This is a genomic window from Haladaptatus sp. HS23 (assembly GCF_056892285.1).
Map to the genome: position 1 here is coordinate 262819 of NZ_JBXGLH010000004.1, position 14543 is coordinate 277361.

The 14543-nt window shown below is 62.8% G+C and carries 17 protein-coding genes; 10 read left to right on the forward strand and 7 right to left on the reverse strand.

The features are described 5' to 3' along the window. The first annotated feature begins 81 nt into the window (after window positions 1-81). Together AC1XDK_RS14085 and AC1XDK_RS14090 are read left to right on the forward strand one after the other, a co-directional pair. A complete protein-coding gene (locus AC1XDK_RS14085) occupies window positions 82-1491 on the forward strand; it encodes a DNA polymerase Y family protein (RefSeq protein WP_483350529.1) in 1410 nt (469 codons plus the stop codon). Between the two features lie 71 nt (window positions 1492-1562). Beyond that, window positions 1563-1847: a hypothetical protein gene (locus tag AC1XDK_RS14090; protein ID WP_483350530.1), complete on the forward strand. Its 285-nt coding sequence runs from the start codon at window positions 1563-1565 to the stop codon at window positions 1845-1847. Between the two features lie 10 nt (window positions 1848-1857). On the opposite strand, the gene tpiA is transcribed toward AC1XDK_RS14090, so the two are convergent. Continuing rightward, window positions 1858-2502, reverse strand: coding sequence for a triose-phosphate isomerase (gene tpiA, locus AC1XDK_RS14095; protein ID WP_483350531.1), 645 nt, complete (start codon window positions 2500-2502; stop codon window positions 1858-1860). Between the two features lie 189 nt (window positions 2503-2691). Here tpiA and AC1XDK_RS14100 point away from each other — a divergent pair, with 189 nt between their 5' ends. After that, complete coding sequence (locus AC1XDK_RS14100) at window positions 2692-3651, forward strand: DUF4349 domain-containing protein (RefSeq protein ID WP_483350532.1); 960 nt, start codon at window positions 2692-2694, stop codon at window positions 3649-3651. A 96-nt stretch (window positions 3652-3747) separates the two neighbouring features. Here AC1XDK_RS14100 and AC1XDK_RS14105 read toward each other — a convergent pair whose 3' ends face one another. Both AC1XDK_RS14105 and AC1XDK_RS14110 read right to left on the reverse strand, forming a co-directional pair. Beyond that, window positions 3748-4701 carry a TIGR03557 family F420-dependent LLM class oxidoreductase gene (locus tag AC1XDK_RS14105; RefSeq protein ID WP_483350533.1) on the reverse strand — a complete coding sequence of 318 codons (954 nt, stop codon included), beginning with the start codon at window positions 4699-4701 and terminating at the stop codon, window positions 3748-3750. Window positions 4702-4797: 96 nt separating this feature from the next. After that, window positions 4798-5346 (reverse strand): hypothetical protein, encoded by a 549-nt coding sequence (locus AC1XDK_RS14110; RefSeq protein WP_483350534.1) that lies wholly within the window; start codon window positions 5344-5346, stop codon window positions 4798-4800. Window positions 5347-5435: 89 nt separating this feature from the next. Between AC1XDK_RS14110 and AC1XDK_RS14115 the strand changes: the two genes are divergently transcribed. Genes AC1XDK_RS14115 through AC1XDK_RS14130 form a run of 4 tightly spaced genes read left to right on the forward strand, consistent with a single transcriptional unit; the run spans window position 5436 to window position 8279 of the window. Then, window positions 5436-6593, forward strand: coding sequence for an aminotransferase class I/II-fold pyridoxal phosphate-dependent enzyme (locus AC1XDK_RS14115; protein ID WP_483350535.1), 1158 nt, complete (start codon window positions 5436-5438; stop codon window positions 6591-6593). Then, window positions 6590-7108 (forward strand): adenylate kinase family protein, encoded by a 519-nt coding sequence (locus AC1XDK_RS14120; protein WP_483350536.1) that lies wholly within the window; start codon window positions 6590-6592, stop codon window positions 7106-7108. The genes AC1XDK_RS14115 and AC1XDK_RS14120 overlap by 4 nt, the downstream gene beginning before the upstream one ends. After that, a complete protein-coding gene (locus AC1XDK_RS14125) occupies window positions 7108-7710 on the forward strand; it encodes a CDP-alcohol phosphatidyltransferase family protein (protein ID WP_483350537.1) in 603 nt (200 codons plus the stop codon). Before AC1XDK_RS14120 ends, AC1XDK_RS14125 begins: the two co-directional genes overlap by 1 nt. A 41-nt stretch (window positions 7711-7751) precedes the next feature. Continuing rightward, window positions 7752-8279 carry a multiprotein bridging factor aMBF1 gene (locus AC1XDK_RS14130; protein WP_483350538.1) on the forward strand — a complete coding sequence of 176 codons (528 nt, stop codon included), beginning with the start codon at window positions 7752-7754 and terminating at the stop codon, window positions 8277-8279. Between the two features lie 155 nt (window positions 8280-8434). Here the strand turns inward: AC1XDK_RS14130 and AC1XDK_RS14135 are convergent, their stop codons facing one another. The 3 genes from AC1XDK_RS14135 to AC1XDK_RS14145 all read right to left on the reverse strand — a co-directional run bounded on the left by AC1XDK_RS14135 (window position 8435) and on the right by AC1XDK_RS14145 (window position 11089). Beyond that, window positions 8435-8869 carry a DUF7313 family protein gene (locus tag AC1XDK_RS14135; protein WP_483350539.1) on the reverse strand — a complete coding sequence of 145 codons (435 nt, stop codon included), beginning with the start codon at window positions 8867-8869 and terminating at the stop codon, window positions 8435-8437. Window positions 8870-8922: 53 nt separating this feature from the next. Continuing rightward, on the reverse strand, window positions 8923-9663 hold the full coding sequence (locus AC1XDK_RS14140) for an NAD(+)/NADH kinase (RefSeq protein ID WP_483350540.1): 741 nt from the start codon (window positions 9661-9663) through the stop codon (window positions 8923-8925). Between the two features lie 115 nt (window positions 9664-9778). Continuing rightward, entirely contained in the window at window positions 9779-11089 is a 1311-nt protein-coding gene (locus AC1XDK_RS14145) for a M28 family peptidase (protein ID WP_483350541.1), read from the reverse strand. A gap of 211 nt (window positions 11090-11300) precedes the next feature. Here AC1XDK_RS14145 and pdhA point away from each other — a divergent pair, with 211 nt between their 5' ends. Beyond that, complete coding sequence (pdhA, locus tag AC1XDK_RS14150) at window positions 11301-12362, forward strand: pyruvate dehydrogenase (acetyl-transferring) E1 component subunit alpha (RefSeq protein ID WP_483350542.1); 1062 nt, start codon at window positions 11301-11303, stop codon at window positions 12360-12362. A gap of 97 nt (window positions 12363-12459) precedes the next feature. Further along, a complete protein-coding gene (locus tag AC1XDK_RS14155) occupies window positions 12460-12693 on the forward strand; it encodes a hypothetical protein (RefSeq protein WP_483350543.1) in 234 nt (77 codons plus the stop codon). Here the strand turns inward: AC1XDK_RS14155 and AC1XDK_RS14160 are convergent, their stop codons facing one another. Next, window positions 12694-12951, reverse strand: coding sequence for an MTH865 family protein (locus AC1XDK_RS14160; protein WP_231183585.1), 258 nt, complete (start codon window positions 12949-12951; stop codon window positions 12694-12696). 112 nt (window positions 12952-13063) lie between these two features. Here AC1XDK_RS14160 and AC1XDK_RS14165 point away from each other — a divergent pair, with 112 nt between their 5' ends. After that, window positions 13064-14113, forward strand: coding sequence for a M42 family metallopeptidase (locus AC1XDK_RS14165; RefSeq protein ID WP_483350544.1), 1050 nt, complete (start codon window positions 13064-13066; stop codon window positions 14111-14113). Window positions 14114-14543: the final 430 nt, after the last annotated feature.

Consider the following 14543-nt stretch of genomic DNA (forward strand, 5'->3'; position numbering starts at 1 on the left):
GTCAGCGGATGTTTCACATTCGCTTTCACTTTCGGCGTGGTTTGCACAGCTTCATTCCGGTCGCCCACCAATTCCATCACAATGTCGAACCGCGGCGGTTCACGCTTGCCCGGCGTCGGAGACGAACGCGAGGAGCGTATCGTTCTCCACGTCGATATGGACTGTTTCTACGCGTCCTGCGAGCGACTCCGCGAACCGGCTCTTTGCGGCGAACCGGTCGTCGTCGGGATGGGATACGAGGAAGGAGAAGAACACGGGGCCGTCGCTACCGCGAGTTACGAGGCGCGGGAACACGGCGTCGAGAGTGCCCAAGCGATAGGGGAAGCCCTCGAACGACTGCCGCGGAAGATAGAGGGGAATTCGGCCGATACTGACGGTAACGGCAGTGACGAGGGGGAAAAGGACGCTGACGATGGGGGAAAAGATGGTGACGAGGGGAACGAAGAGGACGTAGTGGGTTACTACCGTCCCGTCGATATCGAGTTCTACAAATCGGTCAGTACGGACGTTCGCGCCATTCTCCACGACTGTGCGGACACCGTACGCGAAGTGAGCATCGACGAGGCCTACCTCGACGTCACGGACCGAACCGCGTGGAACGTCGCGGATGGGTTCGCCCGGCACGTCAAGAACCGAATCGAGCGCGAAGTCGGCGTCACGGCGAGCGTCGGCGTCGCGCCGAACATGAGCGCGGCGAAGATCGCGAGCGACCACGACAAACCGGACGGCTTGGTCGTCGTCGAGCCGGGGACGACGCGGGAGTTCCTCGCCCCGCTCGACGTCGCCGAATTACACGGAATCGGGCCGGTAACGGCTCGAACGCTCCGCGAAATGGGAATCGACACGGCAGGGGACCTCGCGGATGCCGACCCGCGCGTCCTCGCGGATCGGTTCGGCGAACGCGGCCGGGAACTCTACCATCGGGCACGCGGCGACGACGACAGGCGGGTGACGCCGACCGGCCGACCGAAGAGTCTCTCGCGCGAATCGGCCTTTACCGACCCGACGACCGATTCCGCGGAGAAACGGAAACGCGTCAGTACCCTCGCGGGGGCCGTCGCCGAACGCGCCCGGGACCGAAACGCGATGTATCGGACCATCGGTGTGAAGGTCGTGACGCCGCCGTTCGACGTTCACACCCGTGCACGGTCCCTTTCGGGGCCGGTTGACGACCCCGGACTGGTCGAGGAGGTCGCTCTCGACTTGCTCACCGAATTCGACGACGACCGGGTTCGCAAGGTCGGCGTGCGCGTTTCGAACCTCCAGTTCACCGAGAGCGACCAGACGAGCCTCGATGGGTTCGACGCACCGGAAACGGGGGAAAACCGACCACAGTCATCGCAGTCTGGGGACGAACCGGAGTCGTCGGATACATCGAAGCACGACACCGATTCCGATTCGACTGCGGAGTCCGAATCGACGGATGAACCGAACGAAGAGAACGAAGGGACACGTTCCCGCGACGGGCAGGTGTCGCTCACCGACTTCTGACGCTCGGTCCTCCGAGTTCGAACGCCGATTCCTCCGGATCGCTGATTACCTTCCCCTGTGAACACAAGCACATGAACAAGTTGGCCGCTGTGGACGAAGAAGACGGCCGCTGGCATCTCCCGCGACACGCCCACATCATCGTCTACGAGGCGGAGGGCGGCGACGAACTCCTCACCATCTACGACTGCGGCGCGGCACAGAAGCCGCCGTCGGCCCAGATAATCGGCAATCTCGTTCGAGTCCGGGCGGATCACGAATTGGAGCAGACGGTCACGGGCTACATCGTCAGCATGCGCGAGGAGTCGGTGTTAGAACGACAGGAGAAGGACCACTTCGTTATCGTTTCCGACGAATAGTTCGATCCGATTAGAGCGGTTCGACGAGGTTTTCCAACGCGGTCTTCGGGTCGTCGGCTTTCGCGACGCCGCTCGCCAACAGGACGCCCTCCGCGCCGAGGTCACGGGCCGCCACGAGGTCCTCGCCGGTGCTGATGCCCGCGCCACAGTAGACGCTCACGTCCTCATCGACCGCTTCCGCGGCCGCCACCGCGTCGGTGACGATGTCCGGGTCGGCCTTGCTAACGGGGGTGCCGCTCCCGATGAGCTCCGGCGGTTCGACGGCCACGGCGTCGGGGCCGAGGGCGGCGACGGCACCGATCTGCTCGGGATTGTTCGCACAGACCGTGGTGTCGAAGCTGACGCGCTCCGCGACGTCGAGTCCGGCGTCGATGTCCGCGAGTTTCAGTCTGCACTCGGAGTGGTTGAGCATGGTTCCGGTCGCACCCGCGTCGGCGACGGCCTCCGCGAGGGTACTTCCGGTGTGGCTTCCGTGTTCGACCGGACTGACGTGTTGTCCCCACGTCTCGACGCCGGTATCGGCGACGCGCGCGAGGTGGGCGGTCTGCGGTGCCACGGCGATATCGACGCCGTAGTCGTCGCTCACGTCGCGGGCCGCCTCCGCGATTTCGACCGGGTCGCAGGGGTAGGCTTTCAGGTTGACGAGTACGAACATATCCGAAGCGACTGTCGGCGGCCCCAAATAGGTTGCGTCATTCGAAAGTGAGAGACGGAGACGGGAAAACCGGGACGAAAGCGAACCGAAGAACGGTTCGCTGAAACGATGGGAGACGGACGGGGGATGGGTGAAACGTCTCTTTCACTCTACCCAACTGTTTTGTTCGTAGGTTTACCAGTATCTCCCATGACAACACGGAGTCGGAAGCTGATCGCTCTCTCACTGGTCCTCCTCGTCGCGCTCGCCGGCTGTTCCGGCATGGGCGGGGACGACGCTGCAAAGGAGAACGGAAACTACGATACCGGCCGTTCGGACGGCGGCAGTTCGGGGAGCGTAAACGGCGGGGACGGACAAGCCGACGGAGGGTCGCCGTCACAGTCCGCACTGGTCGTCCAGCAACGAATGCTCATCCGAACCGGCGACCTCTCGCTGTCGGTGGAGAACTTCGATAACGCGAGCCGGGTGCTGACCGAGTTTGCCAGCGAACGCGGCGGCTTCGTCAGCGACTCCTCTCAGCGCGTCCATCGCCGCGGGAACGACACGTGGGTCACCGGAAAGATCGTCTTCCGTATCCCGAAGGACGACTTCTCGGCGTTCTTCGAACGGGCCAAGCAGGCGGGGGAAGTCCAAGAGTCGAACACCGGGACCGAGGACGTGACCGACCAGTTGGTCGATTTGAAGGCTCGCCTCGACAACCTCCGGTCACAACGCGACAAACTCCGCGCGCTCTACGAGAACGCGAGCGACACGGAGGACGTTCTCGCCGTACAAAAACGTCTCTCCGCCGTCCAATCCGACATCGAGCGGTTAGAAGCGAAACAGAAATCGCTCGAAGGGCGGGTCGCCTATTCGACGGTGACGGTGCAGATGCAGGAACCGCAACCGGCCTCCGAACCGGAAACACCCGCCGAGAAATCGTGGTACGACACGGGTGTCGTCTCCGCGTTTCTCGATTCGGTCGATGGCGTCGTCGTCATGTTCCGGGCGTTCGTCGTAGGCGTTGCGTACCTCCTTCCGTACTTGGCCGCCCTCGGAATTCCGGTCGGGGCAGTGCTTCTCGTGCGCCGCCGGTCGAAGTCGAATCCGTCGTCAGTCACGCATGTGGCGGAAGCGGACGAGGGCGAGGACGAAGAGAACGACGAGTGAGAGTTCGGGCGGCGCAAGTGGTCGACGGAAACAGTCGCGGTCTCGCCCCCTCGGCACTGCACGGTGTTCCAGGTCTCCGGGCTTTTCTTCCCCCGTTCACTGCACTTCCGGCAGCACTTCCTCCTCGTAGAACCGGAAGAGCGACTCTTGGTCGGGACCGATCTGGTGGACATATACGTGGTCGTACCCCGCGTCGGCGAACTGCTCTAAATTCTCGATGTGCGTCTCCGGGTCCGGGTCGGTGACGATGCTCCTCTCCGCGATATCCTCGCGGGAGACCATCTGGCAGGCCTGCTCGAAGTGCGTCGGCGTCGGGAGTTGTGAACTGAGTTCGCCGGCGAGTGCGCTGTTCGGCCACCACTCGTGGGCCGTGTCGATGGCTTCCTCCTCGTCCTCCGCGTAACAGACCGTCATCTGACTATAACGAGGTCCCTCGCCGCCGGCCTCCTCCCACGTTTTCACGGTGTCCTGCGGACCGACGCTCCAGAACCCGTCCCCGAGTTCCGCGGCGGCTTGGGCCGCTCGCTTCCCGTAGGCGGAGACGATGATGTCGGGCGGCTCCTCCGGGAGCGTGTAGAGACGAGCGTTCTCGACGGTGAAGTGGTCGCCGTAGTAGCTCTGCTGTCCGCCCTGCCACAGTTTGCGGATGATCTCTATCGCTTCTTCGAGCATCTCGGTCCGAACCGCATGTTCGGGCCAGTGTTCGCCGGTGACGTGTTCGTTCAGTCGCTCGCCCGTCCCGACGCCGAGGAAGAACTTCCCCTCGAACATCGTCGCGGCGGTGGCGGCGGCCTGTGCGACGATGGCCGGATGTATTCGCATGATGGGGCAGTTCACGCCGACTCCGACCGGCAGGTCGTCAGTCGCCCGTGCGACGCCGCCGAGCGTGGACCAGACGAACGGGGCGTTTCCCTGCTGGCTAATCCACGGGTGGTAGTGGTCCGAAATGGACGCGAACTCGAAGCCCACCTCCTCGGCACGGACGGCGTGGTCTACCAGTTCGTTCGGCCCGTGCTCTTCGCTCGAAATGGTGTAACCGATTTGTGTCATCGTACTCCTCCCCCGGCGAATGGGTCGAATGTCATACTATCGGCGTTACATCGCTTCCCCGCATGAGACCTCTGGCTGAAAACGCAAGGACGCTTATTAGCGCTGGAGCCGCTCGAACTGCCTCGGACTAGGTTCGTGTGAACGTTGCTGTTCGCGTCGGTGCCGCTGTCCACGGTTCTGTTGCTGCCATCGCCGGTCTTGTTGGTATCCGTGCTGGTGTCGTTGCTGTTGGTGCTGTTCCCCGCGTTGTCGTCGTTTTCCGTATCGCCGTTCCCGCTGTAGGCGTTCCTGCCGCTGCTTTCGCTCCTGTCTGCCGCCGTGAATCATGGTTCGTTCGACGTCGCTCAGGTCCCGTTCGGACCCTCCCCGTCGCCCGCTCTGTCGATGACGACCGTAGCGTTTCCGCTCTTGCTGTCGCTGCCGGTGTTCGTGTCGCTGTCCTCGTTCGCCGCCACCTCGATGGTGGCTCGCTTTCGACCCGTATCGTCGTTGTTGGTTAATTCCTCCCCCCCGTCGTCCCTGTCTCGTCTGCCGTTCTCGTCCGCTCCCTTGCTCCTGTTCCACTTCTCGTGGGCCGCCGTACCGTTGTGTCTCCGACTCGCTTTCGTGACCGCGTTGGCTCTCCCGATGCAGATGGTGTGTCATTGTACCTCACGGTTGGGTCGGTCGGAAATCGCTTAATCGTGCTGGCCGCGGGTGGCCACGCTTAAGACCGGTCGGTGACACCTCCCGACATGGAACCACGAGACCTCTCCGCGCACGTCGCGTATCAGGCCGGACGGGGCATCGAGGAGGTCGCTCGGGAACTCGGAATCGACCCGGACGACCTCGTGAAACTCGCATCCAACGAGAACCCCTTCGGCCCGAGTCCGGCGGCCGTCGAGGCCATTCGAGACGCCGCCCGAAACGCAAGCACGTACCCGAAAGCGTCACATACGGACCTCACTGCTCGACTCGCCGACCGCTGGAACGTCTCGGACGAGCAGGTCTGGCTGGCGAACGGCGGCGACGGCGCGCTGGATTACCTCTCGCGCGCCATGCTCGACCCGGGCGACTCCGTCCTCGTCCCCTCCCCCGGATTCGCTTACTACGGGATGAGCGCTCGCTACCACCACGGCGAGGTGAACGAGTATCACCTCTCCCCGGAAGACGATTTCTCGCTGACCGCCGACACCGTGCTCTCCCAGTACGACGGCGAGCGAATCGTCTACCTGACCAGTCCGCACAACCCGTCGGGCGGTCGGTTCTCGCTCGACTCCGTGACGGAAATCGCCGAGAAGACCGACGAAGAGACGCTCGTCTTGGTGGACGAAGCCTACGGCGAGTACGCCGACGCGCCGAGCGCTATTTCGCTTCTCTCCGAGCGAGACGACAGCGACGCACCTGCTGGTGTATCTGGCAATCACGCGGTGCGTGATGACAGCGACGCGCCTGGTAATCGCGCTCCGCGCGACGACGTTGCCGTCCTTCGCACCTTCTCCAAGGCGTACGGACTGGCGGGCGTCCGACTCGGCTACGCCGTCGTTCCCGAGGAGTGGGCCGACGCGTACGCACGCGTGAACACGCCCTTCGCGGCCAGCGAACTCGCCTGCCGGGGCGGCCTCGCGGCGCTCACGGACGACGACCACGTCGAGAAATCCGTCGAGACGGCCCGCTGGGCACGCGAGTACATCTACGAGAACCTCGACGCGCCGACGTGCGAGAGCCACGGCAACTTCGTCCTCGCGGAAGTCGGGGACGCAAGCACCGTCGCCGAGACGGTACAGGAGCGCGGCGTCATCCTTCGGGACTGCACCAGTTTCGGGCTCCCCGACTGCGTGCGCATCACCTGCGGGACGGAGGAGGAAACTCGCCGCGCGGTGCGCGAACTCAACGGGGTGCTGTCCACGTGAGGGTCGCCGTCACCGGGACGCCGGGCACGGGCAAGACGACGGCGACCGAACTGGTCGAGTCCGGCCTCGAAACCGTCCACCTGAACGACGCGATTCGGGATGAGGAACTCCACGACGGGACGGACGAGGAGCGCGGAAGCCTCTATGCGAACTTCGACGCGGTTCGGGAGTGGTTGGACGACACGGGCGACGGAGGCGACGATTTGCTTCTCGATTCGCATCTCGCACACCACTTCGACGCCGAGAAGGTCGTCGTGCTGCGCTGTCACCCCGAGGAGTTGCGCGAGCGACTGCTCGAACGCGGCGAGACGGAGTCAAAAGCCGACGAGAACGCCGAGAGCGAAGCCCTCGACGTGATTCTGTCCGAATCCGTCGCGGAACACGGCGCGGAGTCGGTTTACGAAATCGACACGACCGACCGAACGCCCGAGGCCATCGCGTCGGATATCGAGGCGGTTATCGAGGGTGAACGCGAACCGTCCGCTGGAACCGTCGATTATCTGGAGTACCTCTAATGCTCGACCGACTTCGTCCCGTCGCAAACCGCGCGCTTCGACCGTTCGTCTCGGCGTCGACGACCCTCGGATTAACGCCCAACGCGGTGAGTATCGTCGCGTTCTTCCTCGCAGGTGGTGCCGGCGTGGCGTTCTACGTCGCCCCGGATGCCCCGGTCTGGTATCTCGTCGGCGGCGTTCTCGTCTTCTTGAACGGCTGGCTCGACATCCTGGACGGCGCGCTCGCCCGCGAACTCGGCACCGACTCGCCCGCGGGCGACCTGCTCGACCACGTCCTCGACCGCTACGCCGACATCATACTCATCGTCGGGTTCGCGGCTGGAATCGGCGAGTACGCCCTCGGACTGGCCGCCGTGACGGGCGTGCTGATGACCTCCTACCTCGGCACGCAGGCACAGGCGGTCGGGTTGGACCGCGTTTACGGCGGCCTCCTCGGCCGTGCCGACCGGTTGGCGCTCATCGGCGTCGTCGGTGCGCTGGCCGCGTTCGTCCAGTCCGTCGGCGGCTATTCGCTCGTGGCGCTCCTCCTCGTTCTGTTCGCCGTCGTCGGCCACCTCACGGCGCTCCAGCGCTTTTACTACTCGTGGCGCGCCTTGGCCTGACGTGGCGTGCCATTTATGAGTCGAGACGGTAAATAGCACGTATGGTTCAGTGTGAGATGTGCGGTGCCGAAACGGCGTCTCCCAAGACTATCAAAGTCGAAGGCGCGGAGCTCGACGTGTGCGACAACTGCGCCGACTTCGGGACCGAGGTCAAGACACAGCAGTCCTCTTCCACCTCGACCAAGTATTCGACATCCTCGTCTTCCGGTCAATCGAGCACCAGCACTGGCAGTGCAGGGTCCTCCGGCGGGTCACGCTCACGTCGGAAGGACATGTTCGACGATATGGAGGAGATAGCGCAGGATTACGACGACAGAATCCGCAACGCGCGCGAGTCGACCGGTCAGAGTCAGGAGGACCTCGCCAAGGAACTCAACGAGAAGGCGAGCCTCATCCGCAAACTCGAACACGGCGACATCCTGCCGAGCGACAGCGTGCAGAAGAAACTGGAGAAGAAACTCGATATCAGCCTTACTACCGGTAGCGCCGGGGCCGACGATGAGGAGTGGAGCGGCGGCAGTTCGACCGGCAGTTACACGCTGGGCGATGTCGTGAAGCGCAAGGACTGAATCTGACGACCGAGTTTTCGCCTTTTTCGATTCTCTGCGCGTCGTGAGACGCGAGTGCGAGAGTACGGACTCGGAGCGAAGCACCTATCAAAAATCGAAACCCCACGACTCGCGAACCGGAGACGAGAAGAAAAACGTGAGCAGACAGGGCCGCTTCAGATAACGGCGTCCCAGATCGGTTTGATGATGAAGAAGACCGTCTCGTAGCCGATGTACATGAGGACGATAACGGACGCCAAGACGGCAGCTTTCGGCTTTTCGAGCGGGAGGCCCCGGCGAAGTTCGACGGAACGGGCTTCGATTTCGAAGAAGTCCGTGATGACGAGACCGAGGACGAGCGTCGAGAGGACGATACCGCCGTGGTGGTGCAGCGTCAGGAAGTAGAACGCCGAGAGGACCAACAGAACGTTGCTGACTTCGTGAGGAATCCAGCGGCTCAGCGTCTCCTTGTCGTCGTCCTTTGCCTGTTTCGCGTAGTTACGCGACGCGAGGATGCGCGTCAACATGTTGACCAACACGAGTCCGAAAACGACGAAACCCGCGTAAGGTTCGAGCACGTCGATGGGCCCGAGTAATGATAGGGGTTGCATGCTCGAAACTCAGTGCGACAGCGTATTATATTCTTTCCAATTCGGTCGCTCCGTCACTCGGCGAAAAACCGCCGACTCGATTCCACGCTGACGAGTTCTAACACGCCGTCGAACGTGATTTCGACCGGCTCGTGCGGTTCGACGGGACGGACGGAACGGTCGTCGGCGAGGAGTTCCACCGCGTCCTCGTCCCGTTCGACGGCCAGCGTCACCGGGCCGCGGAGTATCCAGTTATCCACGTGGATGGCGAACGGCGCGACGGGGACCACCGAGACGACGCCCGCGCCCTGTTCGACCACCGGTCCCCCCGCGTCGCGTGCGTACCCTAAACTTCCGGTCGGCGTGGCAGCGACCACGGCGTCCGCCCTGAATTGGGACACCCGCTCGTCTTCGACGTTGACACTGTACTCGGAGATTCGGGCGGGTTCGCTCGTGACGAGCGTCATCTCGAACAGCGCGTCGGCGATGTATTCGCCGTCGACCGTCGCCGAGAGGAGAGGGCGACCCGTCGTCGTCCACTTCCCGGCGAGGAGGTCCGCGATGGCGGGTTCGATGTCAGTCGGCGGGACGCTTTCGAGTCCCGGTCCCGCATCGACCGGGAGGATGGGAACCGATGCGTCCGCACGTACGAGGTCCGTAACCGCTCGCTCGCCGACCGCGACGACGGCGGTTGGGGTCGCATCGAGGACGGTGTTCGCGTCCTCGCTCACCGTCCGCTCGGCCTCGTCGCCGAGTGCGGCGTCGATCGTCTCGATGAAATCGCCGTCGGCGCTCGGTACGACACCTACACGCATTCTGGCCTCCGTTCGTGGTGGTCGCGTGGTTCGGTCATTACCTGAACAGTCTCACCCCGACCAGAAAAGGATACCGCGCTCCGAGTGAATTCGCGGGGCAAAAACGCGTGACGGGTTACTCGTCGTACGGCCAATCGCCGATGATTTTCATCCCCGCCGCTTGGTCCTCGGCCTCGAGCGCGTCGGCGATTTCCTCGGGCGCTTTGTGTTCGACGTCGAACTCGTCGCTCGCGAGGTAAACCGCGAGTTCGGTGAGGAGAATGGCTTGCTCGCGGAGATTACGCATTTCGACTTTGTCCAACGTGTCGGCGAAGGTGTGGCCCCAGCCTCGCCCCTCGTCGCCCGTCTCGCTCATGACGTGGTAGCCCGGAACGCCCCACTGGACGAAGGGCCAGTGGTCGCTGTGCGGTCCCTGCTCGGGAATCGTCGAGATGGGGTGGCCGTACTGGTCCGCGATTTCGTGGGCCGCGTCGTCCAGTTCGTCGAACCCGTGCGTGGTGAACGTGAGCGTTCGTCCTCGGACCACGCCGTCGTTGTTCAGGATGGCTTTGATGCCGTCGAAGTCTGTGGCGCTCGCCATGTGCGACGAACCGTCGAGTCCGACCTCCTCGGCACCGAAGGCGACGAAATGAATCTTCGTGTCGAGTTCGTCCTCACGCTCCGCGAGCGCGTTTGCCATCTCGACGACCATGGCCGTCCCCGCGCCGTTGTCCATCGCACCTTCGGCGATGTCGTGGGCGTCGATGTGGCTGGTGACGAGTACCTCCTGCTCGGTGTCCGGACCGAGTTCGGCGTGGACGTTCTGGCTGGTCGCGTCGTACACGTCGGCATCGACGGTCACCGTCACGTCATCGCCCTCCCAACGCCGAGCGAGTCGTGCGCCGACTTCCTTGCTCACCCCGACGGCCGGGATGTCGCCGATGGGGTCCTCCTCGGTGCCGACGCTGCCGGTCGGTGGGAGACAGCCCTCGACGTGGTTACGAAAGACGAAGGCGGCCGCACCGCCGTCGACGGCGTAGTAGTACTTCTCCCGTCGGTGAATGAACCGGTCGAAATAGCTCGGGACGTTCGATGCGACCATCACGACCTTCCCCTCGATGTCGTGTTTCTCGAAGTCGTCCGGGAGTCCGTAGCCGAGGTCCACCAACTCACCGTCCGCGCTTCCGGCGGGACTCCGCGGGAGCGCGATACAGTCCTGTGTCGTCTCGCCAGCCTCGATGGAACTGGACCCTCGCGTCCAGCCCTGTACGTCGAACTCCGCCAATCGGGCGTTGCGTGCCCCGGCGTCGGCGAGCGCATCACGGGTGACTTCCGCGGCCGCTCGTTCGCCGTCACTGCCCGTCATTCGGTTCCCGATATCGACTATGGTTTCGAGGAAATTCCATCCCGCGTCGCTCGTGAACGTCCGCCCGATCCACTGTGTCATACGCTTACACATCTCTCAGCCCCTGCCTAAATGTTTCGAAACGTAACATCCTGACAAATCGTCGGTTATTCCGTCACTTTCGGGATAATCTTCGGTGATTTATAATTTGGATACTTAAACCACCTCCCGATTTTTCCCAATATACCGTTCAAGCCGATGCTTTATAACAAGTGATGGCGTTTGACCGATAGACAGTCGGTGATTCCAAAATATGGCTTCACAAGCACCCGATATGGCGCGCGTGGTCGGACTCGATGGCAATGTCGAAGGGGACGTGAATCTCTCCTCAGCGGACGTGAAAAAGATGTACCGATTACAGGTACTCGCCCGTACATTCGACGAAAAAGCCGTCTCGCTCCACCGACAGGGGCGAATCGGGACCTACGCGCCCTTGCAGGGACAGGAAGCAGCACAAGTCGGTGCGGCGTACGCGCTTTCGCCGGACGACTACTGCTTCCCGACCTACCGCGACCACGGGATTTACATCACCCGTGGACACGCGATTCGGGACATTCTGCTCCACCTCTCTGGGGCGGGAAACTACGTGGACCGTGAGGAAGCGGAGGGATTGCGAACCTTCCCGCCGACGATTCCCATCGCCACCCAGTTGCCCCACGCCGTCGGCGTCGGCATGGGCGCGAACTACAAGGCCGACGACTGTGCCATTCTCGCGAGCTTCGGCGACGGGGCGACGAGCGAGGGGGACTTCCACGAGGCGATGAACTTCGCTGGCGTGTTCGAGACGCCGACGGTGTTCTTCTGTCAGAACAACCAGTGGGCGATTTCGGTGCCACGTGAGCGCCAAACCGCGAGCGCCACCATCGCACAGAAGGCACAGGCCTACGGCTTCGAGGGCATTCGAGTGGACGGAAACGACGTACTCGCCGTCTATCGGACCGTCTCTGACGCACTCGAACGCGCGAAGGACGGCGAACCCATACTCGTCGAGGCGGTCACGTATCGACAGGGTGCCCACACGACGACCGACGACCCGACGAAGTACCGCGACGACGCGGAAGTCGATGCGTGGGCCGAGAAGGACCCGCTCGACCGAACTCGGGAGTACCTCGAAACCGAACACGGTTGGACCGACGAGGACGACGCCGCGCTTCGCGAGGAGGCAAAAGAACAGGTGGCGGAAGCCGTGAAAGCCGCCGAAGCACACGACGGTTACGACGTGGACGCCATCTTCGACCACGTGTACGCGAACGGGCACCCGCGCTACTCGGAGCAACGCGCTGCCGTTCCGGAAAATCCCGACGTGGACCGCTAATACCGGAACTCCGAGGTTTTTCCTCTCTTTGTCCCTCGGTTTGAGCGTCGCCAGCACAGTTATGTGCCGTGCTGTGGTATCCGGCACGGGGTTTACGATGGAACGTCACGAACGAGGAATGGGTGAGTACGGGGCGGAAACCGAACGAACCGCCGACATCGCGGAAATGGAAATCACGGAGCCGACGCTGACGTGGCTCGAAGTCTCACAGCCACAACAACCGATTCCGCTCGGGCAAAACGACCGGATACTCGATAGTCGGTTCAACGACCAACACGACATGTGGGAGGTACTGCTCCTCGCGCTCCCGGAAAAGGAAGAAGAATCGTAGTTACAGCATGTCCTTCTGCTTCAGCCCCTCGATGAGGTCATCGACGAGGGCGTCAACGTCGGCGTAGGGGAAATCCTGTGCATCGTTCATCTTCGTCGCCAGCTCCATCGCGGTAAAGCTGGTGTCGCCTGCTTCGAAACGCGTCCCGGGACCGTTCGGCAGCGCCGGAACGAGTTCCATCGGGTTGCTGACGGGGTAATCTGCGCCTTCGAATGCGTCGTGAAACTGCTGTCGGAATTCCGCTTCTTTGTCAGCCATGTCCGCCATTGTGTGAGTAAACGGCAAAAACGTTCCGGAACCACTATACACTAGTTGTGAGTTTATTCTCCGGTTCAGAGAGGTTTATACCGAGATGGGAACGAGGTTCGGTATGGCATTCGATTTCGATTTCAAACTCTTATGTGAACTGACCGAAACGAACGGTGCGGCGGGGTACGAGAACCGAATCCGCGACATCGTTCGGCGGGAGTTGGAGGACGAAGTGGACGACCTCCACACCGACGCGATGGGGAACGTCATCGGGACGATAGAGGGGACAGCGGACTACGACGTCGCCGTTGCAGCCCACATGGACGAGATCGGGTTCATGGTTCGGCACGTGAACGACGACGGGTTCGTCTCGCTCGACGCCCTCGGCGGATGGGACCCCCGCGTACTGCGAGCACAGCGCGTCGTCGTCCACACCGAGGAAGAAGACCTCCGAGGCGTCATCGGGTCGGTCCCGCCGCACCTGCTCGACGGCGACGAAGGGGAAGAGGACGTCGAGGACGTTTACGTCGACCTCGGTCTTCCGGCAGACGAGGCGAACGAGCGCGTCTCCGTGGGCGACATCGTCACCATGGAGCAGACGACGGTGCAGGTCGGCGAGAACGTCTCCGGGAAGGCGCTCGACGACCGGATCTGTCTCTTCGCCATGTTGGAGGCGGCAAAACGAATCGAGAACCCGGACGCGACGGTTCACTTCTGTGCCACGGTACAGGAGGAAATCGGCCTTCGCGGTGCCACCGCGTTGGGTGTCGATGTGGACCCCGACCTCGCCGTCGCCCTCGACGTGACCGTCGCCAACGACTTCCCGGGCGTGAGCAAGGAACGGGATTACGTGACCACCCTCGGCGACGGAACTGCGATAAAACTCAAGGACGGAAGCGTCGTCACGACGCCGAAAGTCCACCGCCGGATGCGCTCGGTGGCCGAGGAACGCGATATCCCGTACCAACTCGAAGTCCTTCCCTCGGGTGGCACCGACACCGCCGGGTTCCAGAACACCTACGGCGCGAAACCGGTCGGCGCGATTTCGATTCCGACGCGCTACCTTCACACCGTCACCGAGAGCGCCAACGGCGACGACGTGTCGGCGACCATCGACCTCCTCACAGCCTTCCTCGAAACCGAGGACGGCGACCACGATTACTCCCTATAAAACCACCTTTTGCTGCGGTCGGGAGCCGAATCCGGCGTGGTTCACGCCGGATTCGGTTGCCTCCCTGGCAAAATCTGGACCAAAAGCACTCCTCACCCCCTCAGGCGCGTCAGAGACGCGCCTTCGAGGGGTTCGTCGGCCCGGAAAATCGTAGATTTTCCGGTGAAGATGCTGGAGACAAGCGGTTGTGTCATCAACCATTCCGGAGGTTCTGCCGCTTGCTCATCTCCAGAATTCACGTCGATAGCCGATTTCTGGCGGTCGTGTCACCGGCCGACCGCTCCCTTCGGTCGCTGTTTCTTGGTGAGCGACCCAAGGGAGCGACAGGCTGAGTGAATTTTCTCGGCAAGCGTACTCTCCGTGAGCAAGCATAGTGAGCAAACGGGCCGAGGAACCCCCGACGGAGCGACTGAAAGGAGCGACGGAAGTG

Coding starts and splice junctions, on each gene's coding strand:
- AC1XDK_RS14085 (WP_483350529.1), top strand. CDS start 82: ATGTCGAACCGCGGCGGTTCACGCTTGCCCGGCGTCGGAGACGAACGC.
- AC1XDK_RS14090 (WP_483350530.1), top strand. CDS start 1,563: ATGAACAAGTTGGCCGCTGTGGACGAAGAAGACGGCCGCTGGCATCTC.
- tpiA (WP_483350531.1), bottom strand. CDS start 2,502: ATGTTCGTACTCGTCAACCTGAAAGCCTACCCCTGCGACCCGGTCGAA.
- AC1XDK_RS14100 (WP_483350532.1), top strand. CDS start 2,692: ATGACAACACGGAGTCGGAAGCTGATCGCTCTCTCACTGGTCCTCCTC.
- AC1XDK_RS14105 (WP_483350533.1), bottom strand. CDS start 4,701: ATGACACAAATCGGTTACACCATTTCGAGCGAAGAGCACGGGCCGAAC.
- AC1XDK_RS14110 (WP_483350534.1), bottom strand. CDS start 5,346: ATGACACACCATCTGCATCGGGAGAGCCAACGCGGTCACGAAAGCGAG.
- AC1XDK_RS14115 (WP_483350535.1), top strand. CDS start 5,436: ATGGAACCACGAGACCTCTCCGCGCACGTCGCGTATCAGGCCGGACGG.
- AC1XDK_RS14125 (WP_483350537.1), top strand. CDS start 7,108: ATGCTCGACCGACTTCGTCCCGTCGCAAACCGCGCGCTTCGACCGTTC.
- AC1XDK_RS14130 (WP_483350538.1), top strand. CDS start 7,752: ATGGTTCAGTGTGAGATGTGCGGTGCCGAAACGGCGTCTCCCAAGACT.
- AC1XDK_RS14135 (WP_483350539.1), bottom strand. CDS start 8,869: ATGCAACCCCTATCATTACTCGGGCCCATCGACGTGCTCGAACCTTAC.
- AC1XDK_RS14140 (WP_483350540.1), bottom strand. CDS start 9,663: ATGCGTGTAGGTGTCGTACCGAGCGCCGACGGCGATTTCATCGAGACG.
- AC1XDK_RS14145 (WP_483350541.1), bottom strand. CDS start 11,089: ATGACACAGTGGATCGGGCGGACGTTCACGAGCGACGCGGGATGGAAT.
- pdhA (WP_483350542.1), top strand. CDS start 11,301: ATGGCTTCACAAGCACCCGATATGGCGCGCGTGGTCGGACTCGATGGC.
- AC1XDK_RS14155 (WP_483350543.1), top strand. CDS start 12,460: ATGGAACGTCACGAACGAGGAATGGGTGAGTACGGGGCGGAAACCGAA.
- AC1XDK_RS14160 (WP_231183585.1), bottom strand. CDS start 12,951: ATGGCTGACAAAGAAGCGGAATTCCGACAGCAGTTTCACGACGCATTC.
- AC1XDK_RS14165 (WP_483350544.1), top strand. CDS start 13,064: ATGGCATTCGATTTCGATTTCAAACTCTTATGTGAACTGACCGAAACG.